The organism is Ruegeria sp. BHSC223, from assembly GCF_059613025.1.
Genome location: NZ_JBXWRR010000002.1, coordinates 341,793 through 357,228, shown reverse-complemented (window position 1 = coordinate 357,228; position 15,436 = coordinate 341,793). Strand labels below are relative to the sequence as shown.

Below are 15,436 nucleotides of genomic sequence, written 5' to 3'. Positions count from 1 at the left end.
GGTCCGGCCGGGCAGGTTTACTTCTTCAGCGGGCAGGTGTTCAGGCCCAGGATGGTATAGAGCGGGCAGGACCCCACCAGCCCGGTCAACAGCGGGATCAGGCCGACCAGGCCCCACATGGTCTTGGGGCCGATCACGGTCAGCGACAACAGGACGAGGCCCAGAATGATACGGGCGGCGCGGTCGAGGGTTCCTGCGTTACGGGTCATTTGCGAATCCTTTCAGGTCAGAGGTCTGTGCCCCTTGTGACCGATCCCGCGGCCGCTGTCGGTGACAGTGTCACCGTTCCTCTGCGGCAATCCGTTCCAGCCCGGACCGGTCGCACAGCGTCACCTGTCCGCGCGCCAGTTCCACCAGGCCCTGACGCGCGAATTCGGCCAGCCGGCGACTGACAAAGGCCCGGCCCGAGGCGGTCTCGGCCGCCAGCGCCTCATGCGTTGCGGATACTGTGTCGCCTTTTGCCAGCCGCAACAGCACCCGCGCCAGCCGCGTGTCGAACCCAGTCAGGGCCACGTCCTCGACCAGATGTTCGAAATCGGCAAACCGGCGTGCCACCGCCTGCATGACCTCGGTGCGGAACGCCTCGTTCTGGGCCAGCGCGCTGCGGAACTCGGCATGGCTCATCAGATGGCCGCGCACCCGGGTTTCGGCCACCCCTTCGGCGCTGTAGCTGCGCCCCTCGGTGAGGCAGGCAAAGGTTTGCAGGCAGACATCGCCCGGCCCGACCCGATAGAGCACCACCTCGCGCCCGTTGGCGGCGGTCAGGGTGACGCGGATCGAGCCTTCGTCCAGGCGCAGGAAACCGGGGCAATCCTGCCCGGCGCGGAACAGGACGGTGCCGGCGGGACAGTCAAGCGCGCTCATGACCGCCTCAACGCGCGGCGGAATTCCGACAGGCGGAAGGCGCCGATCAGATGGCCGACCCCGAAATAGATCACAGCAGCAAAAAGGATCAGCGCCAACAGGCCCAGATAGCGCCAGCTGGGCAGGTCCAGCACCCAGCCCAGCGGGATCAGCACCGCATACAGCGCCGCCCCCATGATCAGCGAGGCCATCAGGATACGCCAGGCGCGACGGTGAAAGCGAGCGTCGAACCGGGCCACGTCCCCCATGCGTCGAGCGCCCAAGGCCAGTTGCGCCACCATGGTCCAGCCGGCGACGGTGGTGGCGATCGCGGGCGCGATCCAGCCCAACAGGGGATAAAGTGCAAAGGCCAGCACAGCGTTGATCACCATGGCCACAACTGCATAGCGGAACGGGCTTTTGGTGTCTTCGCGGGCAAAGAACAGCGGTTGGAACACCTTTTGCAGCATGAAGGCGGGCAGGCCCAGCCCGTAGACCGCGACAGCCAGAGCGGTGGCGGCGCTGTCCTCGGGCGTAAAGGCGCCGCGCTGGAACAGCACCGCGACCAACGGCAGCGGGATCGCCACCAGCGCCATGGCCGAGGGCAGGGTCAGGATCAACGAGAACTCGCCCGCGCGCGAATAGGCATCGCGCGCGCCGGTATCGTCACCGGCCCGCAGGCGGCGCGACAGATCGGGCAAAAGAACGATCCCCACCGCGATGCCCACCACGCCCAGCGGCAGTTGATAAAGTCGGTCCGCCGCAAAGAGCCAGCTGACCGCGCTTTCGGTGCGCGAGGCGACAAGCTGTCCCACCACCAGGTTGATCTGCGTCACCCCCATCGCCAGCGCGGCGGGAAAGGCCACCCGCACCAGCCGCCGCATGTCTGGGCTGAGCCGGGGAAGGCCGGGGCGCAGTCGGATGCCCGCACGCTCGGCCGCGACCCAGACCAGTGCCAGCTGCGCCACACCCGCGACCGGGATCACCCAGATCAGCCAGTCGATCACTTCTCCACCCAGTGCCGAGCCGGCCAGCATCGCGGCGCAGGCGAACACGTTCAGCAGAACCGGCGCGGCGGCAGCGGCGGCAAACCGCCCGGTGGCGTTCAGAACGCCGGAAAACAGCGCCGCCAGCGACATGAACAGGATATAGGGAAAGGCGATCTTGCCGTATCCCACCGCCAGGTCGAACCGCGCGTCCCCGGCAAAGCCGCTGGCGGTGACCCAGATCAGCGCGGGCATGAAGATCATGGCCAGCGCCACCAGCGTCAGCACCGCCGTACCCAACAGGTTGAACGCCTGCTGGGCAAATCCCTCGGCATCCTCGCCGCCTTCTAGCCGTTTCGAGAACATCGGCACGAAAGCCGCGTTGAACGCACCCTCGGCAAAGAAGCGGCGGAACAGGTTGGGCAGGCGAAAGGCCGCCACAAAGGCATCCATAACCGGGCCGGGGCCGATATAGGCGGCCAACAGGATCTCGCGCACGAAACCCAGAATGCGGCTGGCCAGAGTCCAGAAACCGACCGTGAAGAAACCGGCCATCATGCGAACGGGCTTCATGATGCGGCAGCCCGTTCTGCACCTTCGGTTATGGCCTTGCGCAGCTTTGTCTCAAGCGTGCGCTGCTTGGCCTCGGAATGGTATTTCAGTCCGAACATGTCCTTGACATAGAAACTGTCGACCACCTGTTCGCCATAGGTCGCGATCACCGCATTGGCGATATAGACATTTGCCGCCGCCATTGCCCGGGCCAGATCATAAAGCAGGCCGGGCCGGTCGCGGGTATCGACCTCGATGATCGTGTAGATGTCCGAGCCTTCGTTGTCGAAGGTGATATGGGTCGGCACGTTGAATGCCTTTTCCCGCTTCTTGATCTTGTCGCGGGATTTCAGCGCGTCGCGGGCCACCACCTCGCCCTTGAGGGTTTTCAGGATCATCTGGCTGAGCCGGGGCAGGCGCGCGGCCTCGTAAGGGTGGCCTTCGGCGTCCTGGATCCAGAAGGCATCGGTCACGTAGCCGTCCTTGGTCGTATAGCTGCGGGCATCGACCACGTTCGCGCCAACCAGCGCCAAGGCGCCGGCCATCCGTGAAAAGATACCGGGATGATCGGCCATGGCGAAACAGGCGCGGGTGGCATCGCGGTCCTCGTCCGGGTCGAGCCGGATTTCGATGCCGCCGGGATCGCCGCTTTGTTCCAACTGGCGCAGCATCTCGGCAAAGGTGACATGGGTCTCGACATTGAAGCCCTGCCAATAGGGCGGATAGTGGCGGGCGATCTCAGTCTTGATCTCGCCTGCGGGCCAGTCGGACAGGGCCGTGCGCAGCGCCTTCTTGGCCTCGTTGCCGCGCCCTTCGCGGTTCAGTGCCTCCATCCCCATTTCAAGCGCCCGCTTGGTTTCCGCATGCAGGGCGCGCAACAGCGTTGCCTTCCAGTTGTTCCAGGTGTTGGGGCCGACGCCGCGAATATCGCAGACGGTCAGCACCGTCAGCAGGTCCAGGCGCTTGACCGTCTGCACCGCCTTGGCAAAATCGCGCACGGTCCGGGGATCGGAGATATCGCGTTTCTGCGCCATGTCCGACATCAACAGGTGATAGCGCACCAGCCATTCCACCGTTTCGCAATCGGCCTTGGACAGGCCCAGACGCGGCGCCACGCGGCGGGCGATACGCGCTCCCAGAATCGAGTGATCCTCGGGCCGGCCCTTGCCGATATCGTGCAACAGCAGCGCCACATAAAGAACCTTGCGGTTCACCCCGGCCTTGAGGATGGACGAGGCCAGCGGCAGCGACTCGACCAACTCTCCCTTTTCGATCTGGGCAAGGTTGACGATGGTCTGGATGGTGTGTTCGTCCACCGTATAGCTGTGATACATGTTGAACTGCATCATCGCCACGATGGGTTCGAATTCGGGCACGAAGGCCGACAGCACCCCCAATTCGTTCATCCGCCTGAGCGCCCGTTCGGGGTTGCCGTGTTTCAGCAGCAGGTCCAGAAAGATGCGCCGCGCCTCCTTGTTGTTGCGCATGTCGTCATCGATCAGGTCCAGGTTGGCGGTCACCAGCCGCATTGCATCCGGATGGATCAGCATGCCGGTACGCAACCCCTCCTCGAAGATGCGCAGCAGGTTCAGCTTGTCGTCCAGAAAGGTCTCGGGATCGAGCACGTCGATCCGGCCATGAACCACCTTGTACCCCTGCTTGACCCTGCGGCGACGACGAAAGATGCGTTCCAGCAGCGGCGCGCCCTTCATATGCGACGCTTCGAGCTTGGTCAGGAAAATCCGCGTCAGTTCGCCCACGCGCGTGGCCTCGCGAAAGTATTTCTGCATGAACACTTCGACCGCGCGGCGCCCGGCGCGGTCCTGATAGCCCATGCGCTCGGCCACTTCGACCTGGAGATCAAAGGTCAGCTGTTCAGTGGCCCGCCCGGTAACCAGATGCAAATGCGCGCGTACCGCCCACAGGAACTCTTCGGCCTGTACAAAGGTGCGGTATTCCGATGCGGTGAACAGGCCCAGCGGCACCAGTTCGGCGGTCTCCTTCACCCCATAGATATATTTGGCGATCCAGTAGAGCGATTGCAGGTCGCGCAGCCCGCCCTTGCCCTCCTTCACATTCGGTTCGACCATGTACCGCTCGCCCTGCTTGCGGTGGCGGGCGTCGCGCTCCTCCAGCTTGGCCTCGATGAATTCGCGCTGGGTATCCTTGTAAAGCTCGCTTTTCAGACGCTGGTCCAGCGAGCGCGCCAGAGGCGCATGCCCGGCCAGGAACCGGTGTTCCAGCATCGCGGTGCGGATGGTGAAATCCTCGCGCCCGAGCCGCACGCAATCCTTTACCGTGCGCGAGGAATGCCCGACCTTCAGTCGAAGATCCCAAAGGATGTAGAGCATCGATTCGATGACGCTCTCGGCCCAGGCGGTGATCTTGTAGGGGGTCAGAAACAGCAGATCGACATCGGAGAACGGCGCCATCTCGCCGCGCCCGAACCCGCCCACCGCCAATACCGCGATCCGTTCGCCCTGGGTGGGTGTGGCCAGCGGGTGCAGGATTTCCGAGGCAACATACATTGCCGTCTTGACCAGCCCGTCGGTCAGATAGGTATAGGCGCGGGTCAATGGTCGCGCGGCAAAGGGGTCGCCCGCAAAACCGGCGGCGATCGCGGCCCGGCCCGATTTCTGAACATCGCGCAGAATGGCCACGACAGCCCCGCGCAGCGCTGCGTTGTCGGCGGCCTCGTTTGCCGCCTCGTTGATCCGCGCGAACACGGCCGGGGCGTCGAACACCTCGGCCGGGTCGCAGATCAGATCGCCGGTCAGCCTGGGCTGGATCGGCAGAGAGGTATCGGCCGGATCAGAATCCGGCGCCGGAGAAGCTTTGTGGGGCAGGGTCAATCACAACCACCTGTTTGTTCTGGATCGTGGCCACGGCCAGCCCCCGTTCATTAGTCCCGTCGGGGCGCAGACGGAAGATGCCACCGACACCCTGGAACCCAGCACTTTGGGTCAGGGCGGCGCCAGTCAACGCATCCGACTTGCCCGCGCCCACCAGCGCGCCGATGGCGGCAATGCCGTCATAGGCCAGCCCGCCGATCGGGTGCGGTGCGCCGCCATAGGTGCTTTGATACCGGGCGCGGAACGCCTGTGCCTTGGACGGGTCGGGCAGAGCGAACCAGCCGCCCTGCACGCCGGGAAGTTCCAGCGTCTGCGCCGGAATGTCCCAGCGGGTCAGGCCGATATACTGGGTCTCCGCCGGTGATACGCCCGCCTCGGGTAAAAGCTGGGTGTAGAGCGGCAATGCCCCGGCCGTGGTCGAGGTGAAAAAGATCGAATCCGCGCCGGCCCCGTCCACCGTTGCCTTGACCTGCGGGATCGAGTTGATCACACCCTGCTGCGATCGTTCATAGGCAACCGTTCCGGCCAGTTTGGCGCTGCTGCGCGATATGGCGTCGGTGATCGCCGCCCGGCCCAGCTGCCCGGCCTCGTCGTTGCTATGTACCACGACGATATCGCCCTTACCCTGCCGCGCTGCGAAATTGACCAATCGGTTTGCGCTGTTGTTGAAGGTCGGCCCCAGGACAAACACGTTGCCACCAGCGATGTTGACGTTGTTGGAGAAGGACAAGACGTTGATGTTGTCGCTTAGCACCGCCAGCCCGGCGGCGTTGGCGGCCTGGGCATAGACCGGGCCGAGGATGATCTTGGCGCCGTCTCCGACGGCCTGTTTGGCAACCGCAGCGGCAGTGCCCGCATCGCCTGCGGTGTCATAAACCCGTAGGTCGATCTGTACGTTCTGCAGGTCCGCAATCGCCAACCGGGCCGCGTTTTCCAGGCTTTGCGCCAGAACCGCGTCACCCGACTGGGCCGAGCCGCGCGGAACCAGCAGCGCAACGGGGACCGGTTTCGAGGTATTGATGCTGGGACCGCCGCCACCGATGGCGACCGGCTCGCAGGCCGATAACAGTGCAGCCGCCGCCAAGGCCATCGCGGAAAGGGCAATCTTGCGGGCGGGGTTGAAAACGGCAAACATCTAATCAATAGCTCCTTGATCCGGCGGCAGCCCGCCTCAATGGTCGAGCCGCGATAATAGACGTCATGAAACACGGGTCCAGCGTTGAATTACCAAAAGCTCAGATTGCCTGCGGGCCTGTATTTCGTCGGAACCCCGATCGGGTCGGCGCGCGACATCACGCTCAGGGCGCTGGATGTGCTCGCCTCGGCCGAGGTGATCGCTGCCGAGGATACACGCTCGCTGCGCCATCTGCTTGATATTCACGGCGTGCCGCTCGATGGGCGGCGGGTCCTTGCCTATCACGACCATTCCGGTGCCGGGGCGCAGGCGCGGTTGCTGCAAGCATTGGCCGAGGGCAAGTCGGTGGCTTACGCCTCGGAGGCGGGCATGCCGCTGATCGCCGACCCGGGCTTTGAGCTGAGCCGTGCCGCCGCCGAGGCAGGGCATATGGTGACCTGCGCACCAGGGCCGTCGGCGGTGCTGACAGCGCTGACGCTCGCGGGTCTGCCGACGGATGCGTTTTTCTTTGCGGGGTTTCTGCCGAATGCTGCAGCGGCGCGCAAAACCCGGCTCGAAACCCTGCGGGGAGTGCCCGGCACGCTGGTCTTCTACGAATCGCCCAAGCGGCTGGCGGCCAGCCTGCGGGACATGACCGCGGTGCTGGGTGGTGACCGGCCAGCTGCACTGTGCCGGGAACTGACGAAGAAATTCGAGGAAACCCGCCGGGATACGCTGGCCGGCCTGGCCGAAGCGCTGGTCGAGGCGCCGGTCAAGGGCGAGATTGTGGTGCTAGTTGATCGTGTCCGTTCAGGTCCGGTTAAGGAGTCTGACCTAGAAAAAGATCTCATGGCAGCACTCGAAACGCATTCGGTCCGGGACGCCGCCGATCTGGTGGCGCGCATGCATGATGTGCCCCGGCGCCCGGTCTACCAGTTGGCGCTGAAGCTCGGGAAGGGATGACATGAAGGCGCTTGCATCGCGAGGGGCACAAAATCACCTGGCCGGAGAAGCGGCCGAGCATTCGGTGCTGCGCGATTACGAGCGGCGCGGATATCGACTGGTTCACCGTCGCTGGCGCGGCAGGGGTGGCGAGATTGACCTGATCGCTCGCTTGGGTGACGAGGTCGTCTTTGTCGAGGTCAAGCAGAGCCGGGATTTCGCCCGTGCCGCCGAAAGCCTTGGTGCGCGCCAGATGGAGCGCCTGCATGCGGCCGCGGCCGAGTTCCTGGCGGAGGAACCCGCCGGGCAGCTGACGCCGATGCGCTTTGACGTGGTTCTGGTCGATGGAACCGGGCAGCTTGAAATTATCGAGAATGCCTTTGGTCATGGCTGATCGCCATTGAACCCTCTGCCCCTCTGCGCCATGTATCTGGACAATCGATAGAGGGACTTGCCATGAAGATCGCCTTTCAGATGGACCCGATCGGGGCCGTGAACATCAATGCTGACAGCTCTTTTCGGCTGGCAGAAGAGGCGCAGGCGCGCGGGCACGAACTGTTTTATTACGGTCCTGATCAACTGGCCTATCAGGAGGGCCGGATCACCGCGCGCGGTCATGATATGACCGTGCAGCGCGTGGTGGGAGCCCCGGCTGTTCTGGGACCAATGCGCGAGGTCGATCTGGCAGATTTCGATGTGGTCTGGCTGCGTCAGGATCCCCCGTTCGACATGCATTACATCACCTCGACGCATCTGCTGGACCGGCTCAAGGGGCAGACTCTTGTTGTCAACGACCCGTTCTGGGTGCGCAACTATCCCGAGAAGCTTCTGGTTTTGAATTTTCCCGAGTTGACCCCGCCCACCGCCATAGCGCGCGATCTGGAGACCATCCGCGCATTCAAGGCGCGGCACGGCGACATCATCCTGAAGCCGCTCTACGGCAATGGCGGCGCCGGGGTGTTCCGCTTGGACGAGAACGATCGCAACCTGTCCTCGCTGCATGAGCTGTTCGTGGGTTTTTCGCGCGAGCCGCTGATCGTGCAGAAATACCTGCCCGATGTACGCAACGGCGACAAGCGTGTCATTCTGGTCGATGGCGAGGCGGTGGGCGCCATCAATCGGGTCCCGGCTGAGGGAGAGGTGCGTTCGAACATGCATGTGGGCGGGCGGCCCGAAAAGATCGGGCTGACCGAGCGCGACCGTGAGATTTGCGCTGCCATCGGCCCGCTCCTGCGGGAAAAGGGGCAGGTTTTTGTCGGGATCGATGTGATCGGCGACTATCTGACCGAGATCAACGTGACCTCGCCAACCGGGATTCAGGAATTGGAGCGCTTTGACGGGGTGAATATTGCCGGGCGTATCTGGGAGGCCATCGAGGCCAAGCTCTAAGCGAGCGGCAGGCGGCCGTTTTCCGCTGCGGAAAACGGCCCGGAAAACGTGTCGTTTTCCGGTACCCTCAATTCAGAGCTTTGGCCGAAACCCGAAAGCTGAGCGCTTCGGCGATATGCGGGCGCCGAACATCGGGTTCTCCGGCAAGATCAGCGATGGTGCGCGCCACCCGCAGGATGCGGTGGTAAGCGCGTGCGGACAGCCCGAACCTGTCGGCGGCGGTGATCAAGAGGTCGCGTCCCTCGGCGTCGGGCGTGGCGATCTCTTCCAGCGCTTTACCCTCCGCATCGGCATTCTGCCGTAAGCTCGGGTGGCTACCGAATCTCAATGTCTGGACCGCCCGCGCTGCCGCAACGCGCGCCGCCACCTCGGCTGAACCTTCGGCGCTGGGCGGCAGGTCGAGATCGGTAAAGGCCACTGGCGGCACCTCGATTCTGAGATCGAACCGATCCATCAAGGGCCCTGAAATGCGGCCCAGGTAATCTTCGCCACAGGCGGGCACCCGGGCACAGGCGCGTGCCGGATCACTGAGATAGCCGCAACGGCAAGGATTGGCCGCTGCCACCAGCATGAACCGGCAGGGATACTTTACATGGGCGTTGGCGCGGGCCACCATCACCTCGCCGGTCTCGATCGGCTGGCGCAGGGTTTCGAGCACAGTGCGCGGAAATTCTGGGAATTCGTCCATGAACAGGACCCCGTTATGGGCCAGGCTGATCTCTCCCGGTTTGGCTCCTTTGCCTCCTCCCACGATCGCCGCCATCGAGGCGGTGTGATGCGGTTCGCGAAATGGCCGGGTGCGGCTGATCCCGCCCTGGTCCAGCAGGCCGCACAGCGAATGGATCATCGAGGTTTCCAGCGCCTCGACCGGGGTCAGCGGTGGCAGGATGCCGGGGATGCGCGCGGCCAGCATGGATTTTCCCGACCCGGGCGTGCCGATCATGATCATGTGATGTCGGCCCGCCGCCGCGATCTCCAGCGCCCGTTTGGCTCGTTCCTGTCCCTTGACCTCGCGCAGGTCGCGCTCGAACGCGGTGGCGCTGACCTCTCCGGGCCGGGCCGCGTCGATCGGAGCCTGCCCGGTAAAGTGGCGTACCACCGCCGCCAGGGATGGAGCGCCGATCACCTTGGCCGCGTCGACCCAGGCGGCCTCGGCGCTCGACGCTTCGGGGCAGAGTAGCAACCAGTCCTCTGATGCCGCGGTCATCGCGGCGGGCAGCGCGCCGACCACCGGCACCAGCGACCCGTCAAGCGACAGTTCCCCCAGTGCCAGCGTCGCTTCGGCCGCATCGGCGGGCACGATCTCCAGCGCGGCCAGCAGCGCCAGCGCGATGGGTAAGTCGAAATGGCTGCCTTCCTTGGGCAGGTCGGCGGGGGACAGGTTGATGGTGATCCGTTTAGAAGGCAGCGCGATGGCCATGCCGCTCAGCGCGCTACGCACCCGATCACGCGCCTCGGACACCGCCTTGTCCGGCAGGCCAACGATGGAGAAGGCGGGCAGGCCCGGTGTGACGGCGCATTGCACCTCGACCGGGCGGGCCTCGACCCCCTGAAATGCAACGGTATGGGCGCGGGCGACCATGTGGAACCTGCCTCGTGGTTAACACTTCGTTGCTATCCCGAGGCAGGTTTAAGAATGGTTAACCCTTGGCCACCATCGCCATGAATTTCGGCCAGGCGCCGGGGTCGGCCACGGTCTTGTCCCGGCAGAAGGCGTTGCAGAAACCCCAGACGCTTCCATCGAGTTCCAGGAAATCGGTCACCGGATTCCCGGAATAGGGGCAGGAGGCGTTCACCGACGGGCCGGCTTCGACCGCGCGCGCGGCGCTGGGCGTGCCCACAGGCCAGTCAAGCGTCGGCAGGTCCAGCGCATAAGGCATCGGATCGTATTGCACCGTCAGCCCCATCGCCCGCCATTGCCGGACGGCGGTATCCCCGAGAAGGAACAGGCAATAGTCGCGCGCCGCCGCGCTGACCGGCAGGCCATAGCCGATGATGCGCGCGGCGACCGGCACATAGAACACATCCGCCAGCGAATAGGTACCAAAGAGCGGCCCCGTCGCAACGCCCGACACCGCCCTGGCATGCGACCAGAGCGTTTCGATCCGCGCCAGATCGGCCAGCGTCCCTTCACTGGGTTGGAATCCGTCAAAACAATAGAGAAGCTGCATCGGGCATTCGCCGCGCAGGGCGGAGAAGCTCGACACCATTTCGGCGCACAGCCAGCGGGCGGTCGCGCGGCCAGCAGGATCGGCGGGCCACAGCCCGGCCTCGGGATGCCGTTCAGCCAGGGTCTCGGCCATGGCGAGACTCTGACCCACCACGATACCCTCGGATGTCCGCAGCGCCGGCACCTGCCGTGCCGGAGCCAGGGGCGCCAGATCCGAGGCCATGTTGCCGGAATAAAGCCCCATCAGATGCGAGCGATACGGGATGCCGAATTTCTCGAGCATCAGCCAACCGCGCAGCGACCAGCTGGAGAAACTGCGGTCGCCGATAAAAAGATCATATGTCATGCGCAGACGTTACGCGTCAGGCAAAGCGCCGGTAAATCGACGTTTCGTGCGGCGGCGCATCACACCAGATGATTGATCCGCCCGACCTCCCACCCCTGCGGCAGGCGGGTGATCTCGGTCACGGACAGGTTGTCGATCCGATGGGCAAAGGCCTGATCGGCGTCCAGCCGCAGGGCGCGCTGTACCTGGGTCAGGATCATGCCGAAATGGCCGACCACGATCAGGTCACCGCCGGGATGCGCGGCGATCAGTGCGTCGATCTCGGCATCGACACGGGCGCAGACCTCGTTCCAGCTCTCGCCGCCGGGGGGACGCACATCGCCGGGGGTCTCCCAATAGGCGCGGATATGCTCAGGGTCCTCGGCCTCAATCTCGGCAAAGCGGCGCAGCTCCCAGGCGCCGAAATTGATCTCGCGCAGCCCGGCCCGATGCGGCAGGCGGGTGCGGGCGCCCTGGATGGCGCTGGCGGTATCGGCGGCGCGGCGCAGGTCGGACGAGACGACCAGCGCCTGTTGCGGCAGGTGCGCGGCAAGGCGGGTCAGGAAACCGGTATCGCTCAGATCGGCGGGCAGGTCGGACCAGCCGACCATGGATTTGGCATGAGTGGGACCATGACGGACCAGATGCAGGCGGGTCATGGCAATTGCCCCTTCAGGACGAGTGGCAGCCCGGCCACCACCAAAACGACCAGATCGGCCTCGGCCGCCAGCGCGATGTTGAGCCGCCCCTGCGCTTCGCGGAACTGGCGCGCCAGGGCGTTGTCCGGCACGATCCCGTGCCCCACCTCGTTCGAGACCATGACCAGCGGCGCCGGACAATGGCGGATGGCCGCCATCAGCCGTTCCTGCGCGGCGTCCAGATCGTTCTCGGCCAGCAGGTGATTGCTCAGCCACATGGTGGCGCAGTCAAACAGGCAGATTTCGCCGGCGCTCAGCGCAGCGAGGGCCGGTCCGGGCTCCAGCGGTTCCTCGATCGTGGTCCAATCCGGCCCGCGCTGGGCCAGATGGCGGTCGATCTTGGTCTGCATCTCGGCATCAAAAACTTGTGAACTGGCGAAATAAACGCGGGATTTTCCAGTGGAAACAACCATCTGTTCGGCAAAAGCCGATTTGCCCGATGCCGCACCGCCCAGAACAAAGGTGAATTTGGGATACAGCATTCCTACCTTTCTGGTGATCCATCCGTGCAATCCGTGCGTAATGGGTAGGACGGCTCAGGGAAAGTCAAGCTGAGCGCCGGACATTTGGGGAGAGATGTATGGCACTGGACGACCCGCAGGACAAACGCATGTCCCGACAGGCGATGAAGGCCGAACTGCTCGATGCCGAGACCGAGCTGGCCTTGGCCTATGCCTGGCGCGACCACCGCGACGAGGCGGCGCTGCACCGCCTGATTACCGCTTACATGCGGCTGGCGATATCGATGGCGGCCAAGTTCAAACGCTATGGCGCGCCGATGAACGACCTGATCCAAGAGGCCGGTCTGGGCCTGATGAAGGCCGCCGACAAGTTCGACCCCGATCGTGGCGTTCGGTTTTCGACCTATGCGGTCTGGTGGATCAAGGCCAGCATTCAGGACTATGTGATGCGCAACTGGTCGATGGTGCGGACTGGCTCGACCTCGAGCCAGAAATCGCTGTTCTTCAACATGCGCCGCGTGCAGGCCCGGCTGGAGCGTGAGGCCGCCACCGATGGGCTGGCGCTGGACCGGCATCAGTTGCACCAGATGATCGCCTCGGAAATCGGGGTGCCGCTGCGCGATGTCGAGATGATGGAGGGCCGGCTCTCGGGTTCCGACTTCTCGTTGAATGCGACCCAGGCCTCGGACGAGGAGGGGCGCGAATGGATCGAAGCGCTGGAGGATGAGAGCGAGCAGGCCGCCGAACTGGTGGCGCACCGGCACGATACCGAGCAACTGCGCGATTGGCTGATCGAGGCGATGCAGGCGCTGAACGAGCGCGAACGCTTTATCGTGCGCGAACGCAAGCTGCGCGAGGATCCCCGCACGCTGGAAAGTCTGGGCGATGAGTTGGGGCTGAGCAAGGAGCGGGTGCGGCAGTTGGAAGCGGCGGCCTTTGCCAAGATGCGCAAGAGCCTTGAAGCGCGCTCGCGCGAGGTGCAACACTTCCTGGTATGAAACGTTTCTTTGCCGCGGGCCTGGCGCTGGCCCTGTGTCTGGTCGCCCCGCTTCGGGCGGCGTCTGCCGGTGAGCTGATCCCGGAGGATATCCTCGCCGCCATGCGGCAGGCCGATGTGGTGATCCTGGGTGAGACTCACGACAACCCTCGTCATCACCTGGTTCAGGCCGAGGCGGTCGCCGCCATCGGCCCCGGCGCGGTGGTCTGGGAGATGCTGACCGAGGAGGGCGCCCAGCGCCTGACCCGCAAGGCCGTGAACGATCCCGACGAACTGGAGCGCATCCTGCAATGGGCGGAACTGGGCTGGCCCCCGCTGGCGATGTACCTGCCGGTGTTCGCGGCGGCGGATGCGCCCGTGTATGGCGCGCTGGTGACGCGGACCGCAGCGCGCGCCGCGATGGAGACGGGGGCCGCCGCGGCGATGGGCGCGGATGCCGCACGCTTTGGGCTGACGGTACCGTTGACCGAGGCCGAGCAGGCCGCGCGCGAGGCCGATCAGCAGGCCGCCCATTGCAACGCCATGCCGCCCGAGATGCTGCCGAAACTGGTGGCGATCCAGCGCCTGCGCGACGCGGTGCTGGCGCGTGCCATTCTGCGCGCGCAGGACGAAACCGGCGGTCCTGTTGCGGTGATCACCGGAAATGGCCATGCGCGGGCCGACCGGGGCGTCCCGGTCTATCTCTCCCGGATTTCGCCGGGACTGCGCGTCTATGTGCTGGGCCAGTCCGAGGATGGCATGATCGAGGGCCGGTTCGATGCGGTGATCGACAGCCCCGCCGCCCCGCGCGAAGACCCTTGCGCCGCTTTCGACAAGAGCTGAAGCCGGGGTTTTGTGCTGGCACTTGGCCGGCGGCGGGCCTAAGTTCAGGGCCGACCCGGGTTTTCGGAGACGCGCGCCATGCTGGCATCCAGACGCATTCTGCTGATCATCGGCGGCGGCATCGCCGCCTACAAGTCGTTGGACCTGATCCGGCGCCTGCGCGAACGCGGCGCGGCGGTGACGCCAGTCCTGACCCGGGCCGCCGAGGAATTTGTGACGCCGCTCTCGGTCTCGGCCCTTGCGGGCGAGAAGGTTTATCGCGAGCTTTTTGATCTGACCGACGAGGCCGAGATGGGCCATATCCAGCTGTCGCGCTCGGCCGATCTGGTGGTGGTGGCCCCGGTTACCGCCGATCTGATGGGAAAAATGACGGCCGGTTTGGCCAATGACCTCGCCTCGACCCTGTTGATGGCGACAGATACCCCGGTGCTGATCGCGCCGGCGATGAATGTGCGGATGTGGCAGCATCCGGCGACACAGCGCAACCGGGCACAGCTGGCGGCGGATGGCATCCGTTTCGTGGGGCCGAACGAGGGCGACATGGCCTGCGGCGAATTCGGGCCGGGGCGGATGTCGGAACCGCTGGAAATCGTGGCCGCCATCGAGGCGGCGCTGGGCGACGGGCCGCTCAAGGGTAAGCGGGTGCTGGTGACCTCGGGGCCCACGCACGAGCCAATCGACCCGGTGCGCTACATCGCCAACCGGTCCTCGGGCGCGCAGGGCACGGCGGTGGCGCGTGCCCTGGCGGCGCTGGGTGCCGAGGTGGTGTTTGTCACCGGTCCGGCCGACGTGCCCCCGCCCGAAGGGGTCGAGGTGGTGCGGGTGCAGAGTGCGCGTGAGATGGACGCCGCCGTTGATGCGGCTCTGCCTGTCGATGCCGGGGTGTTCGCGGCGGCGGTTGCCGATTGGCGCGTGGCCAGCGCCTCGGACCGCAAGCTGAAGAAATCCAGGGACGGTCTGCCGGTGCTGGAATTCGCCGAGAATCCGGACATTCTGAAACGGGTAAGCCAGATGGAACAGGGCCGCCCGGCGCTGGTCGTGGGATTTGCCGCCGAGACCAATGACGTTCTCGAGAATGCCACCGCCAAGCGGCTGCGCAAGGGCTGTGACTGGATCGTCGCCAATGATGTCAGCCCGGCCACCGGCATCATGGGCGGGCGCGAGAATGCGGTGACCCTGATCACCGGCGAGGGGGCCGAGGAATGGCCGCGCATGGGCAAGGACGCGGTCGCCGACCGTCTGGCCCGGCGCATCGCCGAGACCTTGGCGGGGTAGAGATTTTTCG

At 65.1% G+C, this 15,436-nt stretch carries 15 protein-coding genes; 6 read left to right on the top strand and 9 right to left on the bottom strand.

Translation table 11 applies throughout. The annotated features are described in order from the left end of the window. Positions 1 to 17: 17 nt before the first annotated feature. The 5 genes from AC2FNY_RS05680 to AC2FNY_RS05660 all read right to left on the bottom strand — a co-directional run bounded on the left by AC2FNY_RS05680 (position 18) and on the right by AC2FNY_RS05660 (position 6,368). A complete protein-coding gene (locus AC2FNY_RS05680) occupies positions 18 to 209 on the bottom strand; it encodes a YgaP family membrane protein (RefSeq protein WP_234137289.1) in 192 nt (63 codons plus the stop codon). Positions 210 to 279: 70 nt separating this feature from the next. Further along, positions 280 to 864 (bottom strand): Crp/Fnr family transcriptional regulator, encoded by a 585-nt coding sequence (locus tag AC2FNY_RS05675; protein ID WP_496801882.1) that lies wholly within the window; start codon positions 862 to 864, stop codon positions 280 to 282. Continuing rightward, positions 861 to 2,402 carry a murein biosynthesis integral membrane protein MurJ gene (gene murJ / locus AC2FNY_RS05670; RefSeq protein WP_496801881.1) on the bottom strand — a complete coding sequence of 514 codons (1,542 nt, stop codon included), beginning with the start codon at positions 2,400 to 2,402 and terminating at the stop codon, positions 861 to 863. Before murJ ends, AC2FNY_RS05675 begins: the two co-directional genes overlap by 4 nt. Further along, entirely contained in the window at positions 2,399 to 5,233 is a 2,835-nt protein-coding gene (locus tag AC2FNY_RS05665) for a [protein-PII] uridylyltransferase (RefSeq protein ID WP_496801880.1), read from the bottom strand. The genes murJ and AC2FNY_RS05665 overlap by 4 nt, the downstream gene beginning before the upstream one ends. Further along, complete coding sequence (locus tag AC2FNY_RS05660) at positions 5,193 to 6,368, bottom strand: penicillin-binding protein activator (protein ID WP_496801879.1); 1,176 nt, start codon at positions 6,366 to 6,368, stop codon at positions 5,193 to 5,195. Before AC2FNY_RS05660 ends, AC2FNY_RS05665 begins: the two co-directional genes overlap by 41 nt. An 84-nt stretch (positions 6,369 to 6,452) precedes the next feature. Between AC2FNY_RS05660 and rsmI the strand changes: the two genes are divergently transcribed. The 3 genes from rsmI to gshB all read left to right on the top strand — a co-directional run bounded on the left by rsmI (position 6,453) and on the right by gshB (position 8,678). Further along, positions 6,453 to 7,310: a 16S rRNA (cytidine(1402)-2'-O)-methyltransferase gene (gene rsmI, locus AC2FNY_RS05655; RefSeq protein WP_234137293.1), complete on the top strand. Its 858-nt coding sequence runs from the start codon at positions 6,453 to 6,455 to the stop codon at positions 7,308 to 7,310. A 1-nt stretch (position 7,311) separates the two neighbouring features. After that, positions 7,312 to 7,683: a YraN family protein gene (locus AC2FNY_RS05650; protein ID WP_234165644.1), complete on the top strand. Its 372-nt coding sequence runs from the start codon at positions 7,312 to 7,314 to the stop codon at positions 7,681 to 7,683. 62 nt (positions 7,684 to 7,745) lie between these two features. After that, entirely contained in the window at positions 7,746 to 8,678 is a 933-nt protein-coding gene (gshB, locus tag AC2FNY_RS05645) for a glutathione synthase (RefSeq protein ID WP_234137295.1), read from the top strand. A 67-nt stretch (positions 8,679 to 8,745) separates the two neighbouring features. Here gshB and AC2FNY_RS05640 read toward each other — a convergent pair whose 3' ends face one another. The 4 genes from AC2FNY_RS05640 to cobU are packed head-to-tail and all read right to left on the bottom strand — an operon-like array spanning position 8,746 to position 12,353. Next, a complete protein-coding gene (locus AC2FNY_RS05640) occupies positions 8,746 to 10,260 on the bottom strand; it encodes a YifB family Mg chelatase-like AAA ATPase (protein WP_496801878.1) in 1,515 nt (504 codons plus the stop codon). Between the two features lie 58 nt (positions 10,261 to 10,318). Continuing rightward, entirely contained in the window at positions 10,319 to 11,194 is an 876-nt protein-coding gene (locus tag AC2FNY_RS05635; protein ID WP_496801877.1) for a glutathione S-transferase, read from the bottom strand. 59 nt (positions 11,195 to 11,253) lie between these two features. Beyond that, positions 11,254 to 11,832, bottom strand: coding sequence for a histidine phosphatase family protein (locus AC2FNY_RS05630; RefSeq protein ID WP_234142614.1), 579 nt, complete (start codon positions 11,830 to 11,832; stop codon positions 11,254 to 11,256). After that, the gene (gene cobU / locus AC2FNY_RS05625) at positions 11,829 to 12,353 is read right to left on the bottom strand and encodes a bifunctional adenosylcobinamide kinase/adenosylcobinamide-phosphate guanylyltransferase (protein ID WP_496801876.1); all 525 of its coding nucleotides are present in this window, start codon (positions 12,351 to 12,353) and stop codon (positions 11,829 to 11,831) included. The genes AC2FNY_RS05630 and cobU overlap by 4 nt, the downstream gene beginning before the upstream one ends. A 98-nt stretch (positions 12,354 to 12,451) precedes the next feature. Here cobU and AC2FNY_RS05620 point away from each other — a divergent pair, with 98 nt between their 5' ends. The 3 genes from AC2FNY_RS05620 (at position 12,452) to coaBC (ending at position 15,426) form a co-directional block, all read left to right on the top strand. Continuing rightward, positions 12,452 to 13,330, top strand: a complete 879-nt coding sequence (locus AC2FNY_RS05620) for an RNA polymerase factor sigma-32 (protein ID WP_234137300.1) — start codon at positions 12,452 to 12,454, stop codon at positions 13,328 to 13,330. Next, positions 13,327 to 14,151, top strand: coding sequence for a ChaN family lipoprotein (locus AC2FNY_RS05615; protein ID WP_496801875.1), 825 nt, complete (start codon positions 13,327 to 13,329; stop codon positions 14,149 to 14,151). The genes AC2FNY_RS05620 and AC2FNY_RS05615 overlap by 4 nt, the downstream gene beginning before the upstream one ends. Before the next feature lie 78 nt (positions 14,152 to 14,229). Continuing rightward, entirely contained in the window at positions 14,230 to 15,426 is a 1,197-nt protein-coding gene (gene coaBC / locus AC2FNY_RS05610) for a bifunctional phosphopantothenoylcysteine decarboxylase/phosphopantothenate--cysteine ligase CoaBC (protein ID WP_238904137.1), read from the top strand. The last annotated feature ends 10 nt before the right edge of the window (positions 15,427 to 15,436 follow it).

What these genes read in the sequence shown, in the direction of transcription:
- AC2FNY_RS05680 (WP_234137289.1), bottom strand. Translation starts at nt 209, where the DNA reads ATGACCCGTAACGCAGGAACCCTCGACCGCGCCGCCCGTATCATTCTG.
- AC2FNY_RS05675 (WP_496801882.1), bottom strand. Translation starts at nt 864, where the DNA reads ATGAGCGCGCTTGACTGTCCCGCCGGCACCGTCCTGTTCCGCGCCGGG.
- murJ (WP_496801881.1), bottom strand. Translation starts at nt 2,402, where the DNA reads ATGAAGCCCGTTCGCATGATGGCCGGTTTCTTCACGGTCGGTTTCTGG.
- AC2FNY_RS05660 (WP_496801879.1), bottom strand. Translation starts at nt 6,368, where the DNA reads ATGTTTGCCGTTTTCAACCCCGCCCGCAAGATTGCCCTTTCCGCGATG.
- AC2FNY_RS05650 (WP_234165644.1), top strand. Translation starts at nt 7,312, where the DNA reads ATGAAGGCGCTTGCATCGCGAGGGGCACAAAATCACCTGGCCGGAGAA.
- gshB (WP_234137295.1), top strand. Translation starts at nt 7,746, where the DNA reads ATGAAGATCGCCTTTCAGATGGACCCGATCGGGGCCGTGAACATCAAT.
- AC2FNY_RS05640 (WP_496801878.1), bottom strand. Translation starts at nt 10,260, where the DNA reads ATGGTCGCCCGCGCCCATACCGTTGCATTTCAGGGGGTCGAGGCCCGC.
- AC2FNY_RS05635 (WP_496801877.1), bottom strand. Translation starts at nt 11,194, where the DNA reads ATGACATATGATCTTTTTATCGGCGACCGCAGTTTCTCCAGCTGGTCG.
- AC2FNY_RS05630 (WP_234142614.1), bottom strand. Translation starts at nt 11,832, where the DNA reads ATGACCCGCCTGCATCTGGTCCGTCATGGTCCCACTCATGCCAAATCC.
- cobU (WP_496801876.1), bottom strand. Translation starts at nt 12,353, where the DNA reads ATGCTGTATCCCAAATTCACCTTTGTTCTGGGCGGTGCGGCATCGGGC.
- AC2FNY_RS05620 (WP_234137300.1), top strand. Translation starts at nt 12,452, where the DNA reads ATGGCACTGGACGACCCGCAGGACAAACGCATGTCCCGACAGGCGATG.
- AC2FNY_RS05615 (WP_496801875.1), top strand. Translation starts at nt 13,327, where the DNA reads ATGAAACGTTTCTTTGCCGCGGGCCTGGCGCTGGCCCTGTGTCTGGTC.
- coaBC (WP_238904137.1), top strand. Translation starts at nt 14,230, where the DNA reads ATGCTGGCATCCAGACGCATTCTGCTGATCATCGGCGGCGGCATCGCC.